Origin of the sequence: Cellulophaga sp. 20_2_10 (assembly GCF_023476645.1) — a bacterium.
Classification (GTDB): domain Bacteria; phylum Bacteroidota; class Bacteroidia; order Flavobacteriales; family Flavobacteriaceae; genus Cellulophaga.
Map to the genome: position 1 here is coordinate 41,248 of NZ_JAMCOJ010000012.1, position 25,203 is coordinate 66,450.

23 protein-coding genes are annotated in these 25,203 nt (G+C 31.8%); 9 read left to right on the forward strand and 14 right to left on the reverse strand.

Annotated elements, in window-relative coordinates:
- Positions 1-19: 19 nt before the first annotated feature.
- The 5 genes from M4I21_RS16365 to M4I21_RS16385 all read left to right on the forward strand — a co-directional run bounded on the left by M4I21_RS16365 (position 20) and on the right by M4I21_RS16385 (position 5,986).
- Positions 20-2,068: a WG repeat-containing protein gene (locus M4I21_RS16365; RefSeq protein ID WP_249560302.1), complete on the forward strand. Its 2,049-nt coding sequence runs from the start codon at positions 20-22 to the stop codon at positions 2,066-2,068.
- Between the two features lie 66 nt (positions 2,069-2,134).
- A complete protein-coding gene (locus tag M4I21_RS16370) occupies positions 2,135-3,838 on the forward strand; it encodes a tetratricopeptide repeat-containing sensor histidine kinase (protein WP_249560303.1) in 1,704 nt (567 codons plus the stop codon).
- Positions 3,831-4,565: a LytR/AlgR family response regulator transcription factor gene (locus M4I21_RS16375; RefSeq protein ID WP_249560304.1), complete on the forward strand. Its 735-nt coding sequence runs from the start codon at positions 3,831-3,833 to the stop codon at positions 4,563-4,565. The genes M4I21_RS16370 and M4I21_RS16375 overlap by 8 nt, the downstream gene beginning before the upstream one ends.
- A 122-nt stretch (positions 4,566-4,687) precedes the next feature.
- Positions 4,688-5,239: a hypothetical protein gene (locus M4I21_RS16380; protein ID WP_249560305.1), complete on the forward strand. Its 552-nt coding sequence runs from the start codon at positions 4,688-4,690 to the stop codon at positions 5,237-5,239.
- A 111-nt stretch (positions 5,240-5,350) separates the two neighbouring features.
- On the forward strand, positions 5,351-5,986 hold the full coding sequence (locus tag M4I21_RS16385) for a DUF1266 domain-containing protein (protein ID WP_249560306.1): 636 nt from the start codon (positions 5,351-5,353) through the stop codon (positions 5,984-5,986).
- Positions 5,987-6,141: 155 nt separating this feature from the next.
- Here M4I21_RS16385 and carB read toward each other — a convergent pair whose 3' ends face one another.
- Both carB and rpmH read right to left on the reverse strand, forming a co-directional pair.
- Positions 6,142-8,994, reverse strand: coding sequence for a carbamoyl-phosphate synthase large subunit (gene carB, locus M4I21_RS16390; RefSeq protein ID WP_249560307.1), 2,853 nt, complete (start codon positions 8,992-8,994; stop codon positions 6,142-6,144).
- Between the two features lie 120 nt (positions 8,995-9,114).
- The gene (gene rpmH, locus M4I21_RS16395) at positions 9,115-9,276 is read right to left on the reverse strand and encodes a 50S ribosomal protein L34 (RefSeq protein WP_013619748.1); all 162 of its coding nucleotides are present in this window, start codon (positions 9,274-9,276) and stop codon (positions 9,115-9,117) included.
- 170 nt (positions 9,277-9,446) lie between these two features.
- Here rpmH and M4I21_RS16400 point away from each other — a divergent pair, with 170 nt between their 5' ends.
- Positions 9,447-10,334, forward strand: coding sequence for a DUF6263 family protein (locus tag M4I21_RS16400; protein ID WP_249560308.1), 888 nt, complete (start codon positions 9,447-9,449; stop codon positions 10,332-10,334).
- Between the two features lie 7 nt (positions 10,335-10,341).
- Positions 10,342-10,857, forward strand: a complete 516-nt coding sequence (locus M4I21_RS16405; RefSeq protein ID WP_249560309.1) for a DUF2892 domain-containing protein — start codon at positions 10,342-10,344, stop codon at positions 10,855-10,857.
- Positions 10,858-10,939: 82 nt separating this feature from the next.
- Here the strand turns inward: M4I21_RS16405 and M4I21_RS16410 are convergent, their stop codons facing one another.
- Positions 10,940-11,884 carry a lytic transglycosylase domain-containing protein gene (locus M4I21_RS16410; protein WP_249560310.1) on the reverse strand — a complete coding sequence of 315 codons (945 nt, stop codon included), beginning with the start codon at positions 11,882-11,884 and terminating at the stop codon, positions 10,940-10,942.
- Between the two features lie 56 nt (positions 11,885-11,940).
- A complete protein-coding gene (locus tag M4I21_RS16415; protein WP_249560311.1) occupies positions 11,941-12,591 on the reverse strand; it encodes an alpha/beta hydrolase family protein in 651 nt (216 codons plus the stop codon).
- 181 nt (positions 12,592-12,772) lie between these two features.
- Between M4I21_RS16415 and M4I21_RS16420 the strand changes: the two genes are divergently transcribed.
- Complete coding sequence (locus tag M4I21_RS16420; protein WP_249560312.1) at positions 12,773-13,069, forward strand: GNAT family N-acetyltransferase; 297 nt, start codon at positions 12,773-12,775, stop codon at positions 13,067-13,069.
- Between the two features lie 77 nt (positions 13,070-13,146).
- Here M4I21_RS16420 and mtaB read toward each other — a convergent pair whose 3' ends face one another.
- The 8 genes from mtaB to rpsA form a co-directional block, all read right to left on the reverse strand.
- On the reverse strand, positions 13,147-14,475 hold the full coding sequence (gene mtaB, locus M4I21_RS16425) for a tRNA (N(6)-L-threonylcarbamoyladenosine(37)-C(2))-methylthiotransferase MtaB (protein ID WP_249560313.1): 1,329 nt from the start codon (positions 14,473-14,475) through the stop codon (positions 13,147-13,149).
- Between the two features lie 129 nt (positions 14,476-14,604).
- Positions 14,605-15,252, reverse strand: coding sequence for a pyridoxamine 5'-phosphate oxidase (gene pdxH / locus M4I21_RS16430; RefSeq protein WP_249560314.1), 648 nt, complete (start codon positions 15,250-15,252; stop codon positions 14,605-14,607).
- A gap of 88 nt (positions 15,253-15,340) precedes the next feature.
- A complete protein-coding gene (locus M4I21_RS16435) occupies positions 15,341-16,264 on the reverse strand; it encodes an EamA family transporter (RefSeq protein WP_249560315.1) in 924 nt (307 codons plus the stop codon).
- 145 nt (positions 16,265-16,409) lie between these two features.
- Complete coding sequence (locus tag M4I21_RS16440) at positions 16,410-17,315, reverse strand: ribonuclease Z (RefSeq protein ID WP_249560316.1); 906 nt, start codon at positions 17,313-17,315, stop codon at positions 16,410-16,412.
- Between the two features lie 84 nt (positions 17,316-17,399).
- Positions 17,400-17,732 carry a ribonuclease Z gene (locus M4I21_RS16445; protein ID WP_072301750.1) on the reverse strand — a complete coding sequence of 111 codons (333 nt, stop codon included), beginning with the start codon at positions 17,730-17,732 and terminating at the stop codon, positions 17,400-17,402.
- A 6-nt stretch (positions 17,733-17,738) separates the two neighbouring features.
- The gene (locus tag M4I21_RS16450) at positions 17,739-18,665 is read right to left on the reverse strand and encodes an aspartate carbamoyltransferase catalytic subunit (protein WP_249560317.1); all 927 of its coding nucleotides are present in this window, start codon (positions 18,663-18,665) and stop codon (positions 17,739-17,741) included.
- Positions 18,666-18,675: 10 nt separating this feature from the next.
- Positions 18,676-19,215, reverse strand: coding sequence for a bifunctional pyr operon transcriptional regulator/uracil phosphoribosyltransferase PyrR (gene pyrR, locus M4I21_RS16455; protein ID WP_249560318.1), 540 nt, complete (start codon positions 19,213-19,215; stop codon positions 18,676-18,678).
- A 221-nt stretch (positions 19,216-19,436) separates the two neighbouring features.
- A complete protein-coding gene (gene rpsA / locus M4I21_RS16460; RefSeq protein ID WP_249560352.1) occupies positions 19,437-21,269 on the reverse strand; it encodes a 30S ribosomal protein S1 in 1,833 nt (610 codons plus the stop codon).
- 269 nt (positions 21,270-21,538) lie between these two features.
- Here rpsA and M4I21_RS16465 point away from each other — a divergent pair, with 269 nt between their 5' ends.
- A complete protein-coding gene (locus M4I21_RS16465; RefSeq protein WP_249560319.1) occupies positions 21,539-21,919 on the forward strand; it encodes a LysM peptidoglycan-binding domain-containing protein in 381 nt (126 codons plus the stop codon).
- A gap of 56 nt (positions 21,920-21,975) precedes the next feature.
- Here M4I21_RS16465 and cmk read toward each other — a convergent pair whose 3' ends face one another.
- Both cmk and lon read right to left on the reverse strand, forming a co-directional pair.
- On the reverse strand, positions 21,976-22,668 hold the full coding sequence (gene cmk, locus M4I21_RS16470) for a (d)CMP kinase (RefSeq protein WP_249560320.1): 693 nt from the start codon (positions 22,666-22,668) through the stop codon (positions 21,976-21,978).
- A gap of 55 nt (positions 22,669-22,723) precedes the next feature.
- Entirely contained in the window at positions 22,724-25,168 is a 2,445-nt protein-coding gene (gene lon / locus M4I21_RS16475) for an endopeptidase La (RefSeq protein WP_249560321.1), read from the reverse strand.
- Positions 25,169-25,203 lie beyond the last annotated feature (35 nt).

The following is a 25,203-nucleotide window of genomic DNA, read 5'->3' on the forward strand; positions in this document are numbered from 1 at the left end:
CCCAATTAAAATAAAATTTATGCTTAAAAATATAATAGTACCATTAGCTTTAGTTATTGGTATTTGCTCTTGTACGTCACAAAAAAAACCATTAAAAAATATAGACAAGGACAATCCATTACTAAAAGCTATAGACACCTTAACTCTTACTGAAGCTAAAAAACTTTTAGAAGAAGAAAACCAAGGTATTACTATGCTATTAAATTTTTCGAGCATAAATTTAGAATTATCGGTAGAGACATCTCAGAAAAAAGACACTACTATTTTTAAGGAAAATCCATATAAAATTTACTCAAAGGATACCATAGATAAACACATTACAGATTTTACTAATGAGATTATATTTGAGCAAAAAATAACTCCTCCTAACGCTACTTTAAGGTTTGGAGGCTATAGCTCATCAGATTTAAAATTAAAATATATTAAAGAGCATTGGGATAAAATTGATAATCCAATAAAAATACAAGTAGAAAAAAAGTTTTTTTCAGATAAAACAACTGTAACAGATACAGCAACTTGTATAAAAAACTCCAATGGATATCTAGTTCATACTTTTTCTTCTGCTAAAAATGTAGACAGTATAAATACTAACTTTATTTACAGTGTACCAAATGTTAAAGAGTATATCCTAGATGCTTCTACAACAGAAATTGACACTATTGCTATAAGCTACAAAAAAGTAGATTACAACAAGGTACAGATTACATACCCCAGCTATTTAGAAGACAATATTGTTTCTATTGAAGCAATACATGAAAATGGTGAAATTTTAGAAGAAAAAGGGATTTCTAGCAATTCCAAGCCTACTGAAGAAATGCTATCTTATTTAAAAGATGTAAAGTCTATCTTTTCTAAAACAATTAAAAAGATTGATAATAATAAGATTAAAACAAAAGAAGATTTAAAAAACAGTTTATTACAAACCGTACCAGAAACACCTATAAACTCACGTACAACCTATACTACTTATTCTGCTAAAGGAGAGATAGATAAAATAAAACTCTTTATAAATAAAGGCAAACCAACAGTAAACACAAAAAAAGTAACCCTAAAACCATCTAGCTACAAAAAATCTAATTTTGGTTATTATATAGCACAAGACAGTACCACAAATAAAAGCGGTTTTGTTAATGCTGCTGGTAATTGGGTTATTAAGCCTACGTACAACAACTTAGAATACGTTTTAGATTATTATTACTACACAGAAGACACAGACTACACTAGAGAATATCTTTGGCTAAACACTACAAACAATACGCTAGAGAAAATAGATTATGTGTTATATAGATATGAAATCTATGATGGTAACATTGTTATTACAGAAAAAGAAGTTAATGGTCCTAAAGGTTTAATTAATGCAAAAACAGGTAAAGTATTATTACCTAATATTTATAACAATATTTACCCCGAAAAAGGCTATTTTAATGTTTATAATAATCGAAAAACTAGTCTTTATAATAAATACGGAAAACAAATATTACCAGAAAGGTTTAATAGAATAACGGTTTTAGAAAATAGTTTTATAACTGAAATTGACAAAGAAAATGGTATCAATGACACCGATATATACACCTTAACTGGAAAAAATATTACCAATGGTAGATGGCAAAATTTTGAAGGTGACTTTGGCAAAGCTGGACTTATACTTGCCGCTAAAAATTATATAAAAGACAACGTAAATTATACAGATAAGGATGCCTTTATTAATGAAAAGGGAAAAGTAATTATTGACTTAAAAGGGTACCAATGGGCAGATATTTTTTCTAATGGCCTAGCTGCTGTAAAGGAAAAAGGAAGTAATTTATATGGATATATTAACACAAAAGGAGACGTTGTTATTCCTTTTGAATACAAAGAAGCTAAATATTTTCAAGAAAAATACGCTTATGTAATAAAAAATGGAACAGCCTATTTAATAGATAAAAACAACAAAGTTTTTAAAAAGTTTCCAGATACAGCAAACTCAATGACGTTAAGTACTGATAGTAATAATGCTACATACAGCCTATATAGCGGTGAGACTTACAATGCAGATGGCGAATTATTAAAAAAAGAAGAAAATAATTAATATTTCTAAAAACATATTGTAATAATTACAAGCATTTGGTTATATTCAATTTTGTTAAACCAATTTATGAAGCAGTTAAAAACCATAATTCTATTTTTCTTATGTCTTGGAATATATCAACCTATACAAGCACAGCAAACACTAGAGGAGTTATTTAATTCTAGAGAGTATTATGTAGTTATAGATACCCTTAATAAAAAAAAGGAAATAGAAAAACTTAGTTTAGACGAACTCTTTTATCTTACTAAATCCTATGGTAGAACTAGGCAGTATTCTAACGGGTTAGTATTCTCTAATAAAATGACAAAAGAGGCCATGCGTTTAAAAGATACAACCAATCTGGTTAGGGCTTTTAATTTAATGGCAGAAAATCTTATCGACTTAAATGAAATTGAAAAAGGAATAGAGTATTGTGAAAAAGTAGCTCCTATTTTTAGAGAAAAAGATTCTATTGCTTACCAAAGTCTATGCTTTAAATGGGGAATGTTGTATTATCATAATGGTGATTTTAAAAAAGCCCATAAAATATACAACAATATTACGTATCCTAAATATAGGAAACTATCGTTATTTAACAATAACTACGCGTTAACTCTAATGGGACTAGAAAAGTGGGACGAGGCTATTGTTTACCTTAAAAAAACATTAAAACAGTCTGATGAAAGAAACCATAATGTTCATTACTCTAATATTGGCTTAGCATATATAAGAAAAGGAAGCTGGAAAAATGCCAAAATATACTTAGATTCAGCTGCTATATCGCTAACAGAAAACTCTACACTTTATAATAAAAAAAACTTATACGAACATTATTTTGACCTATATAGATCTCAAAATAAATTAATTGAAGCTTCTGGGTACTTAGACTATATAGAAGACACTAATGAAGAAATCTTTAGAGAAAAAATTAGTGAAAAAATACATGCTTTAGAAAGCTCTGACAAACAATTAAAAGTTGCTAATAGACGAGAAACAACTTTAATAAAGCAAGTAAAAGTTATAGATAACCGCCTAGAAATTGCAGAGAAACAAAAAATATGGGGTGCCTTTTTATTGCTTTTATTAACCGTTACCCTACTTTCTGCTTTATTTATTTTTAAATATCGAAATATAAAAACAGCTCATGAACACATACAAACAGAACAACGTTTGTTACGCTCACAAATGACTCCTCATTTTATATTTAATAGTTTATCTGTTCTCCAAGGGATGATCTTGAACAAGGAAGACAAAAAAGCAATTATTTATTTATCTAAATTCTCTAAACTCCTACGTTTAATTTTAGAAAACTCCAGAGAAAAACTTGTACCCTTAAAACAAGAGTTAAAAGCACTACAAAACTATATTGACTTACAAAATATGCGAGGTCAAAATGGCTTTAATTATAGTTTAATAGTCGATGAAAAATTAAATGATGTAAATGTACTTGTACCACCAATGTTAATGCAACCATTTGTAGAAAATGCCATAGAACACGGTTTTAAAAACAATATGGAAAACGCAGAAATATCACTTAAAATAAGTTTAGAAAATAATAAACTAGTCTGCTTAATTAAAGACAATGGTTTAGGTATTAATGCTACTAAACAAAACACGAATAGTAAAAAGAAGTCTTTATCTACACAGATAACAGCAGAACGCCTAAAAATTATCTCTAAAGAATTAAAAGTAGAAACTGGCGTTATAATAGAAGATAGATCAATTTACAAAGAACAAGGAACACTTGTTACACTTACTTTACCATATAAAATAGAAACAGAAGATGCTTAAAGCTTTAATAGTAGAAGACGAACTTTATATTAGAAAAGGGTTATTAGCAATGATAACTTCTTTAGAAAAAGATATAACAATATTAGGAGAATGCGAATCTGTAAAAGAAGCAGTAGTCGTTGCAAATGCCTGTAATCCAGATCTAATTTTTTTAGATATAAACCTTATAGATGGTAATGCTTTCGATTTTTTAGAGCAAACCACCAACCTAAATTATAATGTAATATTTATTACTGCATACGAGCAGTATGCACTACAAGCACTAAAAAACGGTGCTGTAGATTATATTTTAAAACCCGTAGATATTGAAGAGTTAGAGGCAGCAATAGACAAAGCCATAACTACAAATGCAGAAACACAGCAAGAACAATTACAAGTTGTTAAAAACGAAATGCTTGGACGTAAAAAAGAAAAACTTGTTTTACGCTTGCAAGAAGGTTTACAAATTATAGAATTTAAAAATTTAACGCATTGTAAATCTGATAAAGGATACACTACATTTTATTTATCTAGTGGAAAATCTTATATCGCGTCTAAACCAATTAAGGAATTTGAAGATCAATTCCCTGAAGATCGTTTTATGCGTACACACCAATCTTATGTTGTTAATTTAGATTACATAGATAAGTACGATAAAAACGGATATATCTTTCTAAAGTCAGGAGAACAAATTCCGGTTTCTGCTCGCCGTAAAACTGAATTTGTAGAACGCTTACTAAACAACTAATCGTTTTTAGCTTCAAATATAAACTCATCCTTAACTAATATAGATTCTTCATATACATAACCGGCTTTAGACTATACATTTACTCCTAAATTAAGAGTAAATACTCTTTAGCAAAAATGACGATGAAACTAAAATCTATTTTACCTATACTCCTACTCTTTATATTCTTTTCCTGCAAAGAAAAAGTATATAAAGCTAATGCAGATGGGTTTATACAGATTGATGAAGTTCTGAAAAAGAAGTTTGGTAAAGATGCGCTTTACACAGATATAATATTACAAAATTACCAAGAAAAAGGAATCCAAGTTGATGCCACTGTTACAAACACGCCTGAATCTTTACGTATGGAAGGCTGGTCGTTTAAAGATAATGCCTGGGCACAACTATCAGAAATTTCTTTGAAATTAGAAAAAGGTGAAATAGAAAACTATATGTTTTCTCTACAAAAAGAAATAGATATTAGCTCTATAGATGGCTTAGTTAAAAGAGCTATAAAGACTGGCAACCAAAACACGTCTAAAAAAGAGTTAATCCTTCATAAAATAGTTATCTCTTCCCCATTAGACGGCAATAAATCCGGATTAGAATATCATATACAATTAAAATCTAAAATAGATAGTACAACATATAACTACTACTATTTAGCAAACGGAGAGCCTAATACTATAAACTGAAAACGAATATTAATTAACTCTAGGCGAATATTCATTGCTTAAAGTAATTACAACTGCCTTGCTATAAATTAGCGTATATATTAAAATAAGTCCTATTCAAAATTAAAAATTATGAAAAAAGTAAAACAACTAAAGTTAACTGCTATCTACTGTTTAGCAATATTTAGTGCTGTTTCTTGCTCTAAAAGCGAACAATTAAAAGACGAAAAGCTAAGTAGCTTTATGCTTGGTGGTATATATTTTATTCACGGATACGGCGGTGTAAGCGATGTGGAGTCTATGATGAGTAATGCTAACTACACTACAAATGAACAGCTGGCTAGTGGCTATAAAGAAATATTTGAATTTCCTTTTGAAAGAACGGACGCTGCTGGGGCTAAAAGAATGCTTAAAAGTGCTTGGGATATTACAAATAAAGAATCTTTATTAGAATCTTTAGAAGAATTAAAAACTAGAGATTACACATACAAATCTTGGGATTACGCTAGAGTTGCGAATAATGTTTGTATGGGTTACGCTTCTGAATACTTAACGAAAGAAGAATCTTTAGAAATCTTATCTGAAACATTGGTTATGGCTAAAGAAAAGTACGCAGATTGGGACACTTACTTCTCAGATTTTGATAAGGGAAGAGTTGAATGGAATTCTAATGATCCAGAAAAAGAATCTTTTGAAACATTAGCAAAAACTATTACTAAAGGAGAAAAATCTATTTACAATATACTACCTCTTAATCCACAGGAGTAGAACAATAAACCCCAACTTAAGGGAAGAGATTTTTATCTCCCTTCTGGGGATAATAAAAGCAAGACTACGAAACCCCACATTTAGATTAGTTAGTAAATAAAAATCCCCATTAGATAAATTTCTAATGGGGATTTTTTTATTGTAAAGATTTTACACTATTTGCTTAAGTACATTTTACGTCTTGCATATAAGTTGTAAAACTCATCATCCTTTAAACTATCTATAAACAAGATACTTTCTCCTGTACTTTTCATCTCTGGGCCTAAATTCTTATTTACATTAGGAAATTTATTAAAAGAGAAAACAGGTTGTTTAATTGCATACCCTTCTAATTGAGGGTTAAAATTAAAGTCTTTTACTTTTTTCTCTCCTAACATTACCTTAGTAGCATAATTTACATATGGCTCTTTGTATGCCTTTGCTATAAAAGGAACGGTTCTAGATGCTCTAGGGTTGGCTTCTATAATGTAAACCATATCATCCTTAATAGCAAACTGTATGTTTATTAAACCTACTGTATTTAATGCTAAAGCTATTTTTTTAGTATGGTCTTTAATTTGTTGCATTACAAACTCTCCTAAGTTAAAAGGAGGTAATGTAGCGTTAGAATCTCCAGAGTGTACACCACAAGGCTCTATATGCTCCATAATACCTATAATGTAAACATCTTCCCCGTCACAAATAGCATCTGCCTCTGCTTCTATTGCACCGTCTAAGTAGTGATCTAAAAGAAGTTTATTTCCTGGAATAGATTTTAATAAATTAACAACATGCTCTTCTAGCTCTGCTTTGTTTATTACAATTTTCATTCCTTGACCTCCTAATACGTAAGATGGTCTTACTAATAACGGAAAATCTAACTCGTCTGCTAAATCTAAAGCTTCATCTGCAGTTTCTGCAATACCATACTGAGGAAAAGGGATGTTATTTTCTAATAACATTTTAGAGAAATTACCTCTATCTTCTGCTAAATCTAAAGCTTCAAAACTAGTTCCTATTATTTTTATCCCGTATTTAGATAATTTTTCTGCAAGCTTTAAAGCTGTTTGTCCACCTAACTGTACAATAACCCCTTCTGGCTTTTCATGCTGAATAATATCATAAATATGTTCCCAAAAAACAGGTTCAAAATATAATTTGTCTGCTGTATCAAAATCGGTAGATACCGTTTCTGGGTTACAGTTAATCATTATAGTCTCGTAGCCACATTCTGCAGCTGCCAAAACACCATGTACACAGCAATAATCAAATTCTATACCTTGTCCTATTCTGTTTGGTCCAGAGCCTAGTACTACAACTTTTTTCTTATCACTTACAATACTATCATTTTGCACATAACGTTTACCGTCTGGCGTTTCTATCTCCTCTTCAAAAGTAGAATAGTAATAAGGTGTCATTGCTTTAAATTCTGCAGCACAAGTATCTACTAGTTTAAATACTCTATTTATGCCTTGTGCAGAACGTTTTTTATGTACTTCACTCTCGTAACAGTCTAGCATATGTGCTATTTGTCTGTCTGCAAAACCTTTTTGCTTTGCTTCTAACAATAACTCTCTTGGTAAACTTTCTATTGTATACTTAGAAATTTCTTTTTCTAGGTGATGTAATTCTTCATACTGACGTAAGAACCACATATCTATTTTAGTAATTTCATGAATTCTACTTAACGGAATTCCTAATTGTATTGCATCATATATAACAAAAACCCTATCCCAACTTGGCACGGTAAGTTTTTGTATTATTTGATCATAATCTGTATAACCTTTACCGTCTGCACCTAAACCATTACGTTTAATTTCTAAAGACTGTGTTGCCTTGTGCAATGCTTCTTGAAAAGAACGGCCAATACCCATAACTTCTCCAACAGATTTCATCTGTAAACCTAAAGTTCTATCAGATCCTTCAAATTTATCAAAGTTCCAACGTGGTATTTTTACAATAACGTAATCTAAAGTAGGCTCAAATAAAGCAGATGTAGATTTAGTAATTTGGTTATCTAGTTCATCCAAGTTATAACCAATAGCTAGTTTAGAGGCTATTTTTGCAATTGGATACCCTGTTGCTTTCGATGCTAATGCAGATGATCTAGAAACCCTTGGGTTAATTTCAATTGCAATAATATCTTCTTTTTCATCCGGACTAACGGCAAATTGTACATTACAACCACCTGCAAAGTCACCAATACTACGCATCATATGGATAGCCATATCTCGCATTCTTTGGTATGTAGTATCAGACAATGTCATAGCAGGAGCTACCGTTATAGAATCTCCTGTATGTATCCCCATTGGATCCATATTTTCTATAGCGCAAATAATAACAACGTTATCATTTTTATCACGTAATAACTCTAATTCATATTCTTTCCAACCTAGTAATGCTTTATCTATCATTACTTCATGTATAGGAGAAATCTCTAACCCTACACTAAGTAACTCATCAAAATCTTCTGGTTTGTAAACTATAGAAGCACCAGCACCACCTAAAGTATAAGAAGCTCTAATTACCAACGGAAAACCAAACTCCTGTGCTATTTCTTTACCCTTTAAAAAAGAAGTTGCTGTTGCTTGTGGTGCCATGCCAACACCAATTTTAAGCATTAGCTCTCTAAATTTTTCACGATCTTCTGTAATATTAATCGCGTCTATATCTACACCTATTATTTCTACATTAAAATCTTCCCAAATTCCTTTTTCATCTGCCTCTATACACAGATTTAATGCAGTTTGCCCACCCATTGTTGGCAAAACAGCATCTATATTTGGATGATTTTTTAAGATTTCTATAATAGATTTTGTTGTCAATGGTTTTAGGTACACATGATCCGCCATTGTTGGATCTGTCATAATTGTAGCAGGATTGCTATTAATTAAGATTGTCTCTATTCCATCTTCGCGCAAAGAACGTAATGCTTGTGATCCAGAATAATCAAATTCACATGCTTGCCCTATTACTATTGGTCCAGAACCTATTATTAAAATAGATTTAATGTCTTCTCTTTTCGGCATTGTAACTTATTTTATTGTTTTGGGTGTAATTTTAAACGTAGTATACGTACGATTAGGTCAAAAAAAAGGTGCTACTTTTAAAAAAGTAACACCTTTATTATTTTATAATATATATAATCATTATTTCTTATGTCTCAACTCAGAAGATACAGTAAGTTTTTTTCTACCCTTAGCTCTTCTTCTAGCTAAAACTTTTCTACCGTTTACAGAAGCCATACGCTCTCTAAAACCGTGTTTATTTTTTCTCTTTCTTTTTGATGGTTGAAACGTTCTTTTCGGCATACTAGAATATCTTTATAATAATGTAATGTAAAAATCTTAACTTTAATTTTGCTCTATAAAAGCTGGGCGCAAATATACAAAGAGTTTTTTCATTAGCAAACCTAATTAATAAAATATTTTAGTTTGTTTTTAGTACTTTTGCATTTGCAAATTTATAACACTCTTTTTAAATGAAAAAATTATTCTTTCTTACCTCGGTTTTACTATGCTCTTTAGGTATTAAAGCTCAATCTAAATTAGAATACAAACTTTCTGTTGGTGATACTTTTATTGTACAACAAAATGCAAAACAAGTTATTACTCAAGAAATGCAAGGTATGTCTCACGAGCTTACTAACGATATTTTTGGTGAGTATAAAATGAAAGTTTTAGAAAAAAAAGATGGTGCTTACGTATTAGAAATGTCTTTTACAGATTTAAATATGAAGATGACATCTAATTTACAAGGTATTTTAATGGATGTAAAAGCCAAAGAAGTTAAAGAAGGTGACTTACAATCTGAAATGTTTAACTCTATCCTAAATATTCCTGTAAAAATTACTTTAGCTAGCAATGGTGATATTACTAATGTTGACGGCGGAGACCAATTAGTAAGTAAAATGATGGATGCTTCTGGTATTACAGACCCTACTACTTTGGCCTCTGTAAAAGCATCTTTAGGTAAAGAATACGGAACAGAAGGTTTAGCTAGTAGCTTTAAACAAATGACTTACATTTACCCAAATACAGCAACTAAAGTTGTTGTAGGTGATACTTGGGAAAATGAATACTCTGGAAAATTAAATACCAAGAACAAGTGGACATTAGATGCCCAAGACGCAAATAGTACAACTTTAAGCTGTACTGCAGCTGTTGTAATGACCGTTAAAGACACTAATGCTATTATGGATTTAACAGGAACACAAACAACCAAAGCAATAGCAAATGCTAAAACTGGCTTTATTACTACAATGGAAGTTACTGGTACATCTAGCGGAAATTCTATAGTACCAATGTTAGGGGATCAAAAAATACCAACAAAAATTACATCAACAATTAGTTATAAAACAATAGAATAAAAAGAATATGTTCAATAAAAACATTAAAATAGGTATTGCAGCCTTAATCATAGCTTACGCAGTTTATCAATTTATAGAAGGTAATATAGGTAATGGCATTGCCCTTATTCTTTTTTCTCTTGTATTTGTATTCTTCTACTTTAGAAACGAAATTATTTTACTTGCCTTTTTAAAGATGAGAAAGCAAGATCTTGCTGGAACTCAAAATTGGTTAACTAAAATTAAAAACCCTGAAGGAGCTTTAACAGTAAAACAACAAGGGTATTACAACTACTTACACGGAATTATATTTTCTCAAACAAACTTAACTCAAGCTGAAAAATACTTTAAAAAAGCACTTAAGCTTGGTTTAACAATGGATTATGATATGGCTATGGCTAAATTAAGCTTAGCTGGTATAGCAATGCAGAAAAGACGTAAAAGAGAAGCTACACTACTTTTAACTGAAGCTAAGAAGCTAGATAAGCAGAATATGCTTGCAGATCAAATAAAAATGATGAAGCAACAGATGAAGAAGATCTAATTCTTTATAAATCATAGATTACAAAAAAAGCCCTTAAAACAGATGTTTTAAGGGCTTTTTTTATGTAGTATAATTTGTAGTACTAATCTATTTTATAATATCCTTTATTAGGAATCTCAATAGTATATTTTTTTCTTGAGTTATTGTTTAAATGTGGTTCTCTTAACCAAGGATTGTGTCTTTTTAAAACCTTGTAGTTAATCTCATACTCATTTGCAAAGTCAGCAAAGTTAGATACAGGCACATCTACATCTACAGTAAAACTAGGTACAGCATTATACATATCTTTTTCAGAAATCTCAAAACCATATTTATCTGGAGCTGCCAAAATCTCTTTAATAGCCATAATTCTAAAAAGATATCTACCTGTCTCTTGTCCTAATAACAAATCGTAATAAGAATCTACTTTTTGCTGATTTAAATATTTGTTAATAGCACCTGCCCCTGCATTGTAAGACGCAGCAGCCAATGTCCAATTACCAAATTTCTCTTTGTATTTTTTTAAGTACCTACAAGCAACCTCTGTAGATTTTTGAATGTGGTAACGTTCATCTACGTTATCATTAACCTCTAAACCATATTCTTTACCTGTAGCTCTCATAATTTGCCAAAAACCAGTAGCACCTGCTGGCGATACTACATTTTGTAATCCACTTTCTGCAACAGCCAAATATTTAAAATCGTCTGGAACACCATTTTTTGCTAAAATTGGCTCTATTATAGGAAAGTATTTGTTTGCTCTTTTCATTAATAGCAAAGCATTAGACTGCCAGTAAGTGTTTACTAAAAACTCACGATCTATACGCTCCATAACCTCTGGATCTGTTAACGGAACAGATTCTCCTGCAAAATTTAAATCTGCCGGAATTTCTATTGACGATACTCTGTATTCATTATCTGGAGCCACATTAGCAGCTTCTTCATTATTTTCTTGTGGTGCAACTGCACTACTCTGCACTGCAAACATTAGTGATCCTGCCACTAAAACGACTCCCAAAAACATTAGTATACTTTTTATAACTTTCATCCTCTATCTATTTCTATATTAAATTCAATTCTTCTCAAAGATATTAAATACCTTATCTATTCTAAAATTATTTGTGGTAAATGCTCGTTAAACCATTTAAACCTATTTATAATCATAATATGAGTTCCTTTTGATATAGGAATACAGCCTTTTATATATTTTATAGGAAAAACAGGGTCGTTATCTCCGTGAATATGTACCAAATTAGGATCACTCTCTGTCTGCTCCCAATTTACCATCTGATCTAAAGACCAATCTAAATAATACTTATCCTTAACAGATAAATACTCCTCATACAACTCTAAACGCTTTGTTACCGTTTCTCCAAAAGCATACTTACCTAAAACCTCCATATTAGTTACCAAGCCTGTTGGCAATAGCTTATACGCTTTTGTAAACTTAGCCAAGCGCATACGTTTTGGAAGTTCGTATTTAGTTTTGACACTAGATATTAGAATTACTTTTTTTGTGTGTATATGCTTGGCCATCTCTTGTACCAAGATACCACCGAAAGAAACACCTATTAATACAACGTCTGTATGTGTAATTTTAGTACACATCTCTATTGCATATTCTTCTAGAGTCATTCCCTTGCGGGGTACAAACCATTCTAGCAAATGTTGATTAAAAGTTTCTTCCGGTAGTTTAATGTTTTTAAATATCGAAGGATTAGCTGCCATACCTGGCATTAAGTAAACGTTAATCATATATTAAGGCAACTAAGGGTTTAGTAAATTGAAAACTAGGTTTTTACGTATTTTTAGCGTAACTTTGTAAGGTTATCATCACTTATTTATAGTAAGTATTTTATGATAAAACTTATCTAAATATCGTCATTTTTGAACACATTGACGCATATTTTAACTACAATTTAAAACCATATACTATATGAATGAAGTAGAGATTAAAGACAATAGTTTTTTACGCCAGTATGAAACTAAAGTTAATGGACACTTGGCTAAATTAGAATACTCTTCACAAGAACGCAAAGTGTTTTTAACAAAACTAATAGTTCCTGAAGAGATTATAGCTGTAGATTTTAAAGAAAACTTTATCAAAGCCGTTTTAAGCGATATTCAAGAAAAAAATATGCGCGTAGTTCCTACAAGTCCAGATGTTGCTAGTTTTTTAAGAAAAAACAAAAGATTGTACAAAGAAATGCTACCAATAGGTATTCGTATCTAAAAAATTAAAAAAGGTGCTAAAAAGTTATTTTACTTTTTAGCACCTTTTTTCTATACTGTTTTTCTATATTAATTTTTCTATACTGTAGCTATTGTATTTACAAAATTAAATCTAACTAAGCCATCCTCATCAATTTCTGTTAGCTCTATCTTGTGTAATGTATTTACCAATTCTGGATTCCAAGGAGCTTTTACTTTTACATAATTCTCTGTAAAACCATTTATATATCCTTCTTTATTTTCACTCTCGAACAAAACTGTTCTAGTTGTACCAAGCTGACTCTCATAAAAAGCTCTACGCTTTTTAACAGATAAACCTCTAAGCATTTTACTTCGTTTTGCTCTCACATTTTTAGGCACAGCATTATCCATAGATGCAGCTACCGTATTGTCTCTTTCTGAGTATGTAAAAACGTGTAAATAAGAAATATCTAATTCATTTAAAAAATGATAGGTTTCTAAAAAGTGTTCCTCTGTTTCCCCAGGAAAACCAACAATAACATCTACACCTATACAAGCGTGTGGCATTACTTCTCTAATTTTAGCAACACGATCTATGTATAAATTAGTTAAATACCTACGACGCATTAATTTTAGAATAGCATCACTACCACTCTGTAACGGAATATGAAAATGCGGCACAAAAGAATTACTCTTAGATACAAACTCAATAGTCTCGTTTTTTAGCAAGTTTGGCTCTATAGAAGATATTCTAAGCCTATTAATCCCTTCAACAGTATCTAAAGCCTTTACGAGATCTAAAAATGTATGCTGGTGTTTTTTGTTTCCAAATTCACCTTTACCATAATCACCAATATTAACACCAGTAAGTACAATTTCTTTTATGTCTTTTGTAGCTATTTCTGCTGCATTTTTTAAAACATTATCTAAAGTATCACTTCTAGAAATACCTCTTGCTAACGGAATAGTACAATATGTACATTTATAATCGCACCCATCTTGCACCTTTAAAAAAGCACGTGTTCTATCTCCTATTGCATAACTACCAACATAAAAATCTGCCTCTTCAATTTCGCAAGAATGTATTTCTCCAAAATCATTTTTAGACAAGTCGTTAATATAGTCTGTAATTTTAAATTTTTCTGTTGCGCCTAAAACCAAATCTACACCATCTACCGCTGCTAGTTCTTCTGGCTTTAATTGCGCATAACAACCAACTGCAGCAACAAAGGCATTTGGATTCTTCTTTTGAGCTTGCTTTACAATAGATTTAAATCTTTTATCTGCATTTTCTGTAACAGAACATGTATTAATTACATACATATCTGCAGCTTCTGCAAAATCTACTCTATCAAAACCTTCATCTACAAAGCTACGTGCTATGGTAGAAGTTTCTGAAAAGTTAAGTTTACAACCTAGTGTATAAAAAGCTACTTTCTTCTTCATTCTTAATTAATTACGGCATTTTTTATTGGGGAGCAAAGATACAAATTACTTCTGTATATAGAAGTTAGCAACGGAACCATAATTGGCACAACTACTACTTATCTAACGCTATTAAAACCAATAAATTTATTAAGGCGCAAGCCTTTCTATCTTCCAATTATAATCTTCTTGCAACTCGTACCTAATTCGGTCATGCAACCTATTTGGTCTTCCTTGCCAGAACTCTATAGAAACAGGTTTTACAATATAGCCACCCCAGTGTTTTGGCCTTTCTATTTCTTTATTCTCATATTCTTCTTCTAGCGACTTTAATTTAGCTTCTAAATATTCTCTAGAAGGTATAACCGTACTTTGATCTGATACTATTGCACCTAGCTTACTGCCATCTGGTCTAGATTCAAAATAACCATCAGATAAATTTTCAGCAATTTTTTCTGCTTTTCCCTTAATAATAACCTGCCTTTCTAGATGAGGCCAAAAGAAGGAAATACACATATTAGGGTTATTAGCTATCGCTTTCCCTTTTTCACTTTCATAATTGCTATAAAAAATAAAACCTTCGTGTGTATACTTTTTTAATAGCACCACTCTACTTTTAGGAAAACCGTCTAATCCTATGGTAGAAATTGTCATGGCATTTGGCTCGTCTACACCCTCTGTAGCCTCTACCTCATAAAACCATTTTTGAAATAACTCTATTGGATTCTCTGATACCCCACCTTCTAAAAGTTCGCTTTTCTGGTACGATTTTCTATAGTTTCCTAAATCCTGCTTCATAACGTGATGTCTAATTTAATAACGCATACAATATCATTCTAAAAACTTAAAACAATGCCGTATTTACAACTACAAATTTAGCAAATATTTAAGCAGAAGAAGACTCGTTTTTAGTGTTTTTAATATCGTTAGCTATACTCTTGTAGTTAATAACCGCCACAGAAATAATAATAACAAAAACACCAAACCATTGTATGCCTTTAATTTCTTCGTGTAAAATTATGCTTGCCGTTAATATAGAGACAGGAATTTCTAATGACGTTAAAATACTACCTAAGCCAATGCCCGTAATAGGGAACCCTTTATTAAATGCAATTGGAGGTAAAACAGCACCGAAAAAACCCAAGAACAATCCGTATTTCCAGAAGCTTAAACTTGCATAATCAAATTCAGATATAAGCGCAGTATTCCATATTAACAGAACAATTAATAAACCACCTAAAACTAAATACTTACTCCTAACCATATTAGGTAAACTTACAGCAACTGTGTTAGACGCATATAACGTAGCCGTATAACATATACTTGCCATAATACCCAAAACAAAACCTTTTGGATCTATAGATTGACTTTCCTGAAAAACATTTACCGCAAATAAAGTACCTATAACAACCAAGATACTACCAAATAGCTTAAGTTTATCTACCTTTTTGCTCAATATCATCTCTAACACAACACCCAACCAAATGGCTTGCATTAAAAATATAATTGCCACAGAAACAGGAATATAATTAAGACTTAAATAATAAAAATAACTGGTTAAACCGGCAGCCGTACCAAAAAGCATAAGCTTTAATTTTCCGTTCTTATTTTCTTTTGTTTTTGCAACAGTACGGTTCTTCTTATTTAGCAAAGCCAATAATGCCACGCCAACAAAACCTATAAGATATTGCAATGTATTTAACCCACTAGTACTAAACCCTTCTAAGTTAGCCTTTTTAACAAATGTTGCTAACACACCATAGCTAGCTGCCCCAATAAGAACATATAGCACTCCTTTTAACTTCTCCATACTAAATTATAAATTAGTGCACTTTAAAGTTTGTTGGAAAATGAAGTAATGTATTCACTGTAAAAACCGTGACAAATACTAGACACTCCAAACTTTAAAAAGCGGGCAAAGATAAAGTTTATAAAATAGATAATTGTTGTTAGGCTTAAAAATTGAAGGCTTTACCATCTTCCCCTAAAAACACGGGTTTAAAAACCTCTTCTGCTTCTTCCTTAAATAAGTCGGTAGACTTGTAACGGGTAGAATAGTGTCCTAATACTAAAGCACCAACATTTGCCTCTTTAGCTATTGTAGCTGCTTGTTTTGCTGTAGAATGCTTTGTTTTTGTTGCTAACTCGGCTTCTGAGTCTAAAAATGTAGCTTCATGATATAAGACATCTACATCTTTAATAATAGGAACTATACTTGGCTCAAAAACAGTATCACTACAAAAGGCATAACTTTTTGGTTTAGGCGGATCAAAAGTTAACGCTGCATTAGAAACCACACTACCATTATCTAAAGTAATGCCTTTTCCGTTTTTTATTTTTTGATAATAACATTTATCAATACCATAAGCAGTAACGGCCTCGATATTTAATTTACGATCCACCTCCTTTTCCTGAAACAAAAAACCGTTTGTGTAAATTCTATGATTTAGCGGTATAGTAGATACTTTTATTTTATCATCTTCAAAAACTACGGTAGATTCTTTACTGGTTAACTCATGAAAATAAAGTGGATAATTGGTCCATGAATCTCCAAGTTTTAACAGCATCGTTATTGCCTCTTTTATACCTTTTGGTCCGTAAATATGTAATTCGTTTTCTCTACCTAATAATCTAAAAGTAGATACTAGTCCTGGTAAACCAAAAAAATGATCGCCGTGTAAGTGAGATATAAATATATGTTTTATTCTAGAAAACTTAAGCTTGCTCTTTCTAAGTTGCACTTGCGTACCTTCCCCACAATCTATTAAAAATAAATGTCCTCTTATATCTAATGTCTGAGATGTAGGGTTCGCCAGTGTACGTGGCGTAGCTGCGTGACAACCTAATACTGTTAATTGCAAAATAGTTGTAATTGATAAGTTAATATGATAAAAAACAGCAAACAGAATTAACTTATTTACTATAAAAAAATAATATCTCTAAAATTAAATGCCTAAATCACGTTCAATTTCTTCCATTTCTACAATATCTCTTGCTTCTTTTATGGTAGGAACTACAGAAATCTCTTCTGGCACATCATCATAAGAAACTTTGTTAGTAACCAAAACAAAAGATTTATTAGAAGCTCTATGCGTATTAGACAAGTCTAAAAACTCTAACACGTCTGAAGTGGTTAACGCAGAAAACGAAAAAAGATTTACAATAATATGATCGTTCTTTATTTTATCGTAAGCGTTGTTTAAATTTTCTAAAAATTTTGCTAAAGAGATGTTCTCTTGATCCACAATTGTTGTTGTACCATCTTTTTCAAAAACCATAATGTATTATTTTATTTTAGATGCCAGTAAATAAATAACAGCCATACGTACGGCTACGCCATTTTCTACCTGATCTAGGATTATAGATTGATTAGAGTCTGCAACATCACTAGTAATCTCTACACCCCTGTTTATTGGTCCTGGGTGCATTATCACTATTTCCTTATCTAGACTTTCTAGTAATGTTTTATTTACGCCAAACTGTTGAGTATATTCTCTAGTTGTTGGAAAATAACTAATATCCATACGTTCGTTTTGTACGCGTAACATGTTAGCAACATCGCACCAATTAAGTGCTTTACGTAGATCTGTTTCTACTGTTACCCCTAAAGACTCAATATGTTTTGGAATTAATGTTTTTGGTCCACAAACCTTAACATTTGCTCCCTGTAATTTTAAAGCTAAAATATTAGACAATGCTACTCTTGAGTGCAAAATATCACCCACAATAACTACATTTTTACCGGCAACTTCTCCTAGCTTTTCTCTTATAGAATAAGAATCTAACAAAGCTTGTGTGGGATGCTCGTGCGCACCGTCACCTGCATTTATAATTGATGCATTTACGTGCTTAGACAAAAATACACCTGCTCCAGGGTTTGGATGACGCATAACAACCATATCTACTTTCATAGATAATATGTTGTTTACTGTATCTATTAAAGTCTCTCCTTTTTTTACAGATGATTGAGATGCTGAAAAATTAATAACATCTGCAGAAAGTCTTTTTTCTGCCAATTCAAAAGAGAGTTTTGTTCTTGTACTGTTTTCAAAAAAAACGTTAGCTATTGTAACATCCCTTAAAGAAGGCACTTTTTTAATAGACCTATTAATAACTTCTTTAAAATGATCAGCGGTTTCAAAAATGAGATTAATATCGTTTTTGTTAAGATATTTTATTCCTAATAAGTGCTTTACACTCAATTCGCTCATTTTCGTTGTTTTATTCATTTATTAAATAGACAATATCTTGTCCTTCATTCTCATCCCAAAGGACTTGTACCTTTTCCCCATTAATTGCATCTACTTGCCTACCTCTATAATTAGGTTGTATTGGCAAATGTCTACTAAATCTGCGGTCTATTAAGGTTAGTAATTCTATTTCTGCAGGTCTACCAAAAGATTGTACTGCGGTTAATGCAGATCTAATGCTTCGCCCTGTATAGAGTACGTCGTCTATAAAAACCACTTTTTTATCTTCAACTAAAAAATCTATATGGGTTTTACTTGCTTCTAAAGTTTTATCTCCTCTTCTAAAGTCATCTCTATAAAATGTGATATCTAAAGAACCTAAATTTATTTCTTTAACTCCATATTCTTGTGTTAAAAGATCTGTAAGTCTTTTAGCTAAAAATGTGCCACGTGGCTGCAATCCTATTAAGACGGTGTCTTTAAAATCTGAATGATTTTCTAATAACTGACAAGCCAATCTATGTAATATGATTTGGATTTCTTTAGAGGAAAGTAGTACTTTTTTACTCATAGGTTAGGATACCAAGACTTTTGCTATACAAAAATAGCAATTTATACGTAAAGTAGTTAAATAAACTAAACTCTTTATTTATATGTTTCTATTTTTTAAAACTTAGAGCATTGTCTAAGTTCTAAAATTAACTACAAAACAGCAATTTAGCTATTCGTTTTTAGGCATAAAAAAAAGCCTAAACTTTCGTTTAGGCTTTTAAAATTTATTAAAATGTGAGCTTACTTTTTGTTAGCTGCGTCCATTTTATCTTTTAACGCTTGTAAAGCTTCGTTAGCATCACCTAAAGTTGGCTTAGCTTCGTCTGCTGCTGCTGATTGTCTCTTAACAGCTGCTTTTACATTACGTTGTTCTTCTTCTCTAAAAATTGCAGTATGACTAGCAACAACTCTCTTAAATTCTTTATTGAATTCAATTATTTTAAAGTCTGCTTCTTCACCTTTTTCAATTTTCTTACCATCTTCTTTCTCTAAGTGGCGAGTTGGTACAAATGCTGCAATGTCTTCGTTAAAGTTAACAATTGCTCCTTTATCTACCATTTCATCTATAGTACCTTTATGTACTGTATCTAAAGCAAATTCAGTTTCGTATTTATCCCAAGGGTTATCAGTAGTTTGTTTATGACCTAAACTAAGTTTACGTGCATCTACATCTAATTCTAATACCTCTACTTCTAAAGTTTCACCAACAGTAACAAACTCAGATGGGTGCTTAATTTTCTTAGTCCAAGAAAGATCAGAAATATAGATTAAACCATCTATACCTTCTTCCATTTCTACAAACACACCAAAGTTAGTAAAGTTACGTACAATACCTTTATGCTTAGAGTTAACTGGGTATTTAGTTACAATATCAGTCCATGGATCTGGAGTTAATTGCTTAATACCTAGAGACATTTTACGATCGTCACGATCTAAAGTTAAGATTTGAGCTTCAATCTCATCACCAACTTTTACGAAATCCTGAGCCGAACGCAAGTGCGTAGACCAAGACATTTCAGAAACGTGTACTAAACCTTCAACACCTTCAGCAACTTCAATAAATGCACCGTAATCTGCTATAACAACTACTTTACCTTTAACTTTGTCACCAACTTTCATGTCTTCGCTTAACGCTTCCCATGGGTGCTTCTCTAATTGCTTAAGACCTAATTGAATTCTAGATTTGTTATCATCAAAATCTAAAATTACAACGTTCATTTTCTGATCTAATTCAACAACCTCATTTGGATGGTTAATTCTAGACCAAGAAAGATCTGTAATATGGATTAAACCATCTACACCACCAAGATCAATAAACACACCGTAAGAAGTAATGTTTTTAACAACACCTTCTAATACTTGTCCTTTTTCTAATTGACCAATGATTTCTTTCTTCTGTTCTTCAATATCAGCTTCAATTAATGCTTTATGAGAAACAACTACGTTCTTAAATTCTTGGTTAATCTTAACAACCTTGAATTCCATGTTTTTACCAACATATTGATCGTAATCTCTAATTGGCTTAACGTCTATTTGAGAACCTGGCAAGAATGCCTCAATTCCAAATACATCTACGATCATACCACCTTTAGTTCTACACTTAACATGACCATTAACGATTTCTTCTTTTTCACAAGCGTTATTAACTCTGTCCCAAGCCTTGATTGTTCTAGCTTTTCTGTGAGATAATACTAATTGACCACTTCTGTCTTCACGAATATCAATTAAAACCTCAACGCTGTCTCCAACCTTAAGATCTGGATTGTAACGAAATTCGTTTAATGATATAACACCTTCAGACTTAGCGTTAATATCAATAATAGCTTCACGCTCAGTTAAATGAACAACTGTACCTGTAACTACTTCTTCATCTGCAGTATCTACGAAGTTTTCAGCAACCATCGCTTCAAACTCTTCTAATTTAGAATCGTCTACACGCTCAATTCCTTCTTCGTACTTATCCCAATCAAATTCAGCCAAAAATTCTTTTGGATCTTGCTTAGGTGTTACTGCTTTTACTTCTGGTGCCGTTGTAGATTCCTCTACTTGAGCGTTGTTTTTGTCTTCAGCCATTTGCTGATTAAAATTTGTATTTTGCAATGTTACAAGAGTTAAACTTCCACTACAAAAGATGTTATATAAATTTTATTATCCCTTTTCCTCTTACACTACCGTTAAAAAGGGGTGCAAAAATACAACTAAATACTTACTAAAACAAGTACTGCTTTTAACTAATTTTCAAGCTATTAGCTAGCTGTTCTAATTTTTTAGAATTTTTGCTTTAAGATTGATGTAATATTTAGTATATTGAGCTTATTAATTAACTATAAATAATAAACATTATGAGCGTAAAAGCAAAATACCAATCTGTTTTAGATCTTGGTGAAAAATTAGCAATTAAAGATGGTAACGTAACTGAAGAAGGTGGCGTTTTAAAGATAAAAGGACAAGCTGCTACGCAGTACGAAAAAAACCTAATTTGGGATAAGATTAAAGAAGTTGGTGGCGATAGTCCTGCAGATGTTACAGCTAACATTTCTATTGAAGATGAATCTGTTTATCACAGACATACCGTAAAAGGTGGTGATTCTTTAAGTAAAATTGCGAAGCATTATTACGGAGACCCAATGAAATATAAGCAAATTTTTGAGGCTAACACTGGAGTCTTAAAAAATCCTGACGTTATACACCCTGACCAAGTTTTGGTAATACCAAATTTATAAAATACAGCGGTTAAAAGAAAACGGCAATCTAAATTTTAGATTGCCGTTTTTTTATTTTATTCTTTTTCTATAATGCGTAATGCGTAATTATGCATTCGCTCAAATTGTTCTACCAGCCCCATATCACTATTATCAAACTCAATAGCATCTTTTGCTAATATTAATGGTGATTCTTTACGGTTAGAGTCTATATAATCTCTGCTTCTTACATTTTTTAGAACTTCCTCAAAAGTTACATCATCTCCTCTATCTAATAGCTCTTTATAGCGTCTGTGAGCTCTTGTCTCCGGAGAAGCAGTCATAAATACTTTAAATTCTGCGTCAGGAAAAACGACTGAACCAATATCTCTACCGTCCATTACAATACCTTTATCCTTACCCATTTCTTTTTGCATTTCTACAAGCTTTGTGCGCACCTCTTTTACAGCTGCCACTTTACTTACTAGTTTAGAAACTGCCAATGTTCTTATTTCTTTCTCTACGTTTTCATCATTTAAAAACATTTCTGAAAAACCCAATTCTTCATTATGCACAAATTTTACATTTATGCTTGGTAAAGCTTCTACTAACGCAGTAAAATTATCACTAGTTTCAGAAACAAAACCTTTTCTTATAGCATATAAAGTTACCGCTCTATACATTGCTCCTGTATCTACATATACATAACCTAGAGCTTTTGCTAGTTGCTTTGCAATGGTACTTTTTCCGGTAGATGAATAACCATCTATAGCTATGGTGATTTTTTTCATATTTATATTCTTAAAATAAAGGCTACCTAAATTTAATTAAATAGCCTCTACAATTTTAGATTTTTTTTGCATTTTTTACTTTTTGATCTGTTATAGCGATGTCTATAACCTCACTCATTTCTGTTACATAATGAAAAGTAAGACCTTTTAGATAATCTTCTTTAATTTCTAAAATATCTTTTCTGTTTTCTTCGCACAAAATTATCTCTTTAATTCTAGCACGCTTAGCAGCCAATATCTTTTCTTTGATACCGCCAACTGGCAATACCTTACCACGTAATGTAATTTCACCTGTCATTGCCAAGCTCTTTTTAATTTTACGTTGCGTAAACAAAGACACTAAAGATGTTAGCATAGTTACACCTGCACTAGGACCATCTTTTGGCGTTGCTCCTTCTGGTACGTGTATATGCACATTGTACTTCTCAAAAACCTCATCTTTAATACCAAAATTTTCTGCATTAGACTTTATATATTCTAACGCTATGGTAGCAGACTCTTTCATTACCTTACCAAGGTTACCTGTAATATTCATAGTTCCTTTACCCTTAGATAAAATAGATTCTATAAATAAAATATCCCCGCCAACACTAGTCCAAGCTAAACCTGTTACTACACCTGCAACATCGTTATTCTCGTATTTATCTCTTTCTAACCTTGCAGGACCTAAAACTTTTTCTATAATTTCATTGGTAACTTTTACCTCGTATTCTTCTTCTGTTGCTATAGATTTTGCTGCATAACGCACCATTTTAGCTATTTGTTTATCTAAAGAACGCACACCAGATTCTCTTGTATAACCCTCTACAATTTTCTCTAATTGTGCCTTTCCAATTTTTAAATCTTTAGGCTTTAATCCGTGCTCTTTTAATTGTTTTGGCAACAAATGCCTTTTAGCTATTTCTACCTTTTCTTCAATAGTATAACCAGATACATTTATAATCTCCATACGATCCCTAAGTGCTGGTTGTATAGCTCCTAGGTTATTTGCTGTAGCAATAAACATTACCTTAGATAAATCGTACCCAAGCTCTAAGAAATTATCATAGAACTCATTGTTTTGCTCAGGATCTAAAACTTCTAACATTGCAGAAGAAGGATCTCCTTGATGACTGTTAGATAGTTTATCTATTTCATCTAAAACAAAAACCGGATTAGAATGTTCTGCTTTTTTAATATTTTTTAAAACTCTACCTGGCATTGCACCGATGTAGGTTTTACGGTGCCCTCTAATTTCAGACTCATCTCGCAACCCTCCCAAAGACATTCTAACATAACTTCTACCTAAAGCCTCTGCTATAGATTTACCTAAAGATGTTTTTCCTGTTCCTGGAGGTCCGTACAAACATAAAATAGGAGATTTCATATCATTACGCAATTTTAAAACCGCTAGATATTCTATAATTCTCTTTTTTACATCCTCTAAACCGTAATGGTCTCTATCTAATATTCTTTGAGCCTCTTTTAAGTCGAACTTATCTGTAGAATAATCTCCCCAAGGCAGGTCTACAAAAAAGTCTAGGTAATTACGCTGTATAGCATATTCCGCCACTTGCGGATTCATACGTTGCATTTTACTTAGCTCCTTATTAAAGTACTCTCTTTCTTTTTTAGTAAACTTTTTATCTTTGGCTTTTTCTCTAAGCTCAACCAACTCATCTTCTGCCGTAGCTCCGCCTCCCAGTTCTTCTTGTATGGTTCTCATTTGCTGGTGCAAAAAGTATTCTCTTTGCTGGCGATCCATATCTGTACGTACACGAGACTGAATGTCGTTTTTCAATTGCAATTTCTGCATCTCAACATTCATAAACTTTAATGTCGCTAAAGCTCTTTCTTTTAAGTTTTCAATCTCTAATAACGCTTGTTTATCTTTTACAGGCAATCTTAAGTTAGATGATACAAAGTTTATTAAAAACGAGTTGCTTTCTATATTCTTTATAGCAAAAGAAGCTTCACTAGGGATGTTTGGGCTTTCAGAAATCACTTTTAAAGCCATCTCTTTAATAGACTCTATTATAGCTTTAAATTCTGGCGTATCTTCTTCTTCCCTAACCTCTTTAGCTTCGCGTACAGTTGCCGTCATATAAGGCTTCTCTGTTAAAACCTCAGCTACTTCGAATCTTTTTTTACCTTGTATAATTACGGTTGTATTACCATCTGGCATTTTTAAAACACGTAATATTCTTGCAACAGTACCCATAGTATGTATATCTCCTATACCCGGGTTTTCTGTTTCTTCATCTTTTTGGGCTACAACACCAATAACTTTAGAACCATTATTAGCATCTTTAATTAAATGTATAGAGGCGTCTCTCCCTGCTGTAATAGGCACAACAACACCTGGAAATAATACCGTATTACGCAAAGGTAATATTGGTAATGTTTCTGGCAGCTGCTCATTACTCATCTCCTCCTCGTCTTCTGGCGTTAATAATGGTATAAGCTCTGCTTCTTCATTAATACCTTGCAGCGCCAAATTGTCAAATTCTGAATCTCGCATAATTATATTTCAGTCATTCTGTCATAAAATAAAAA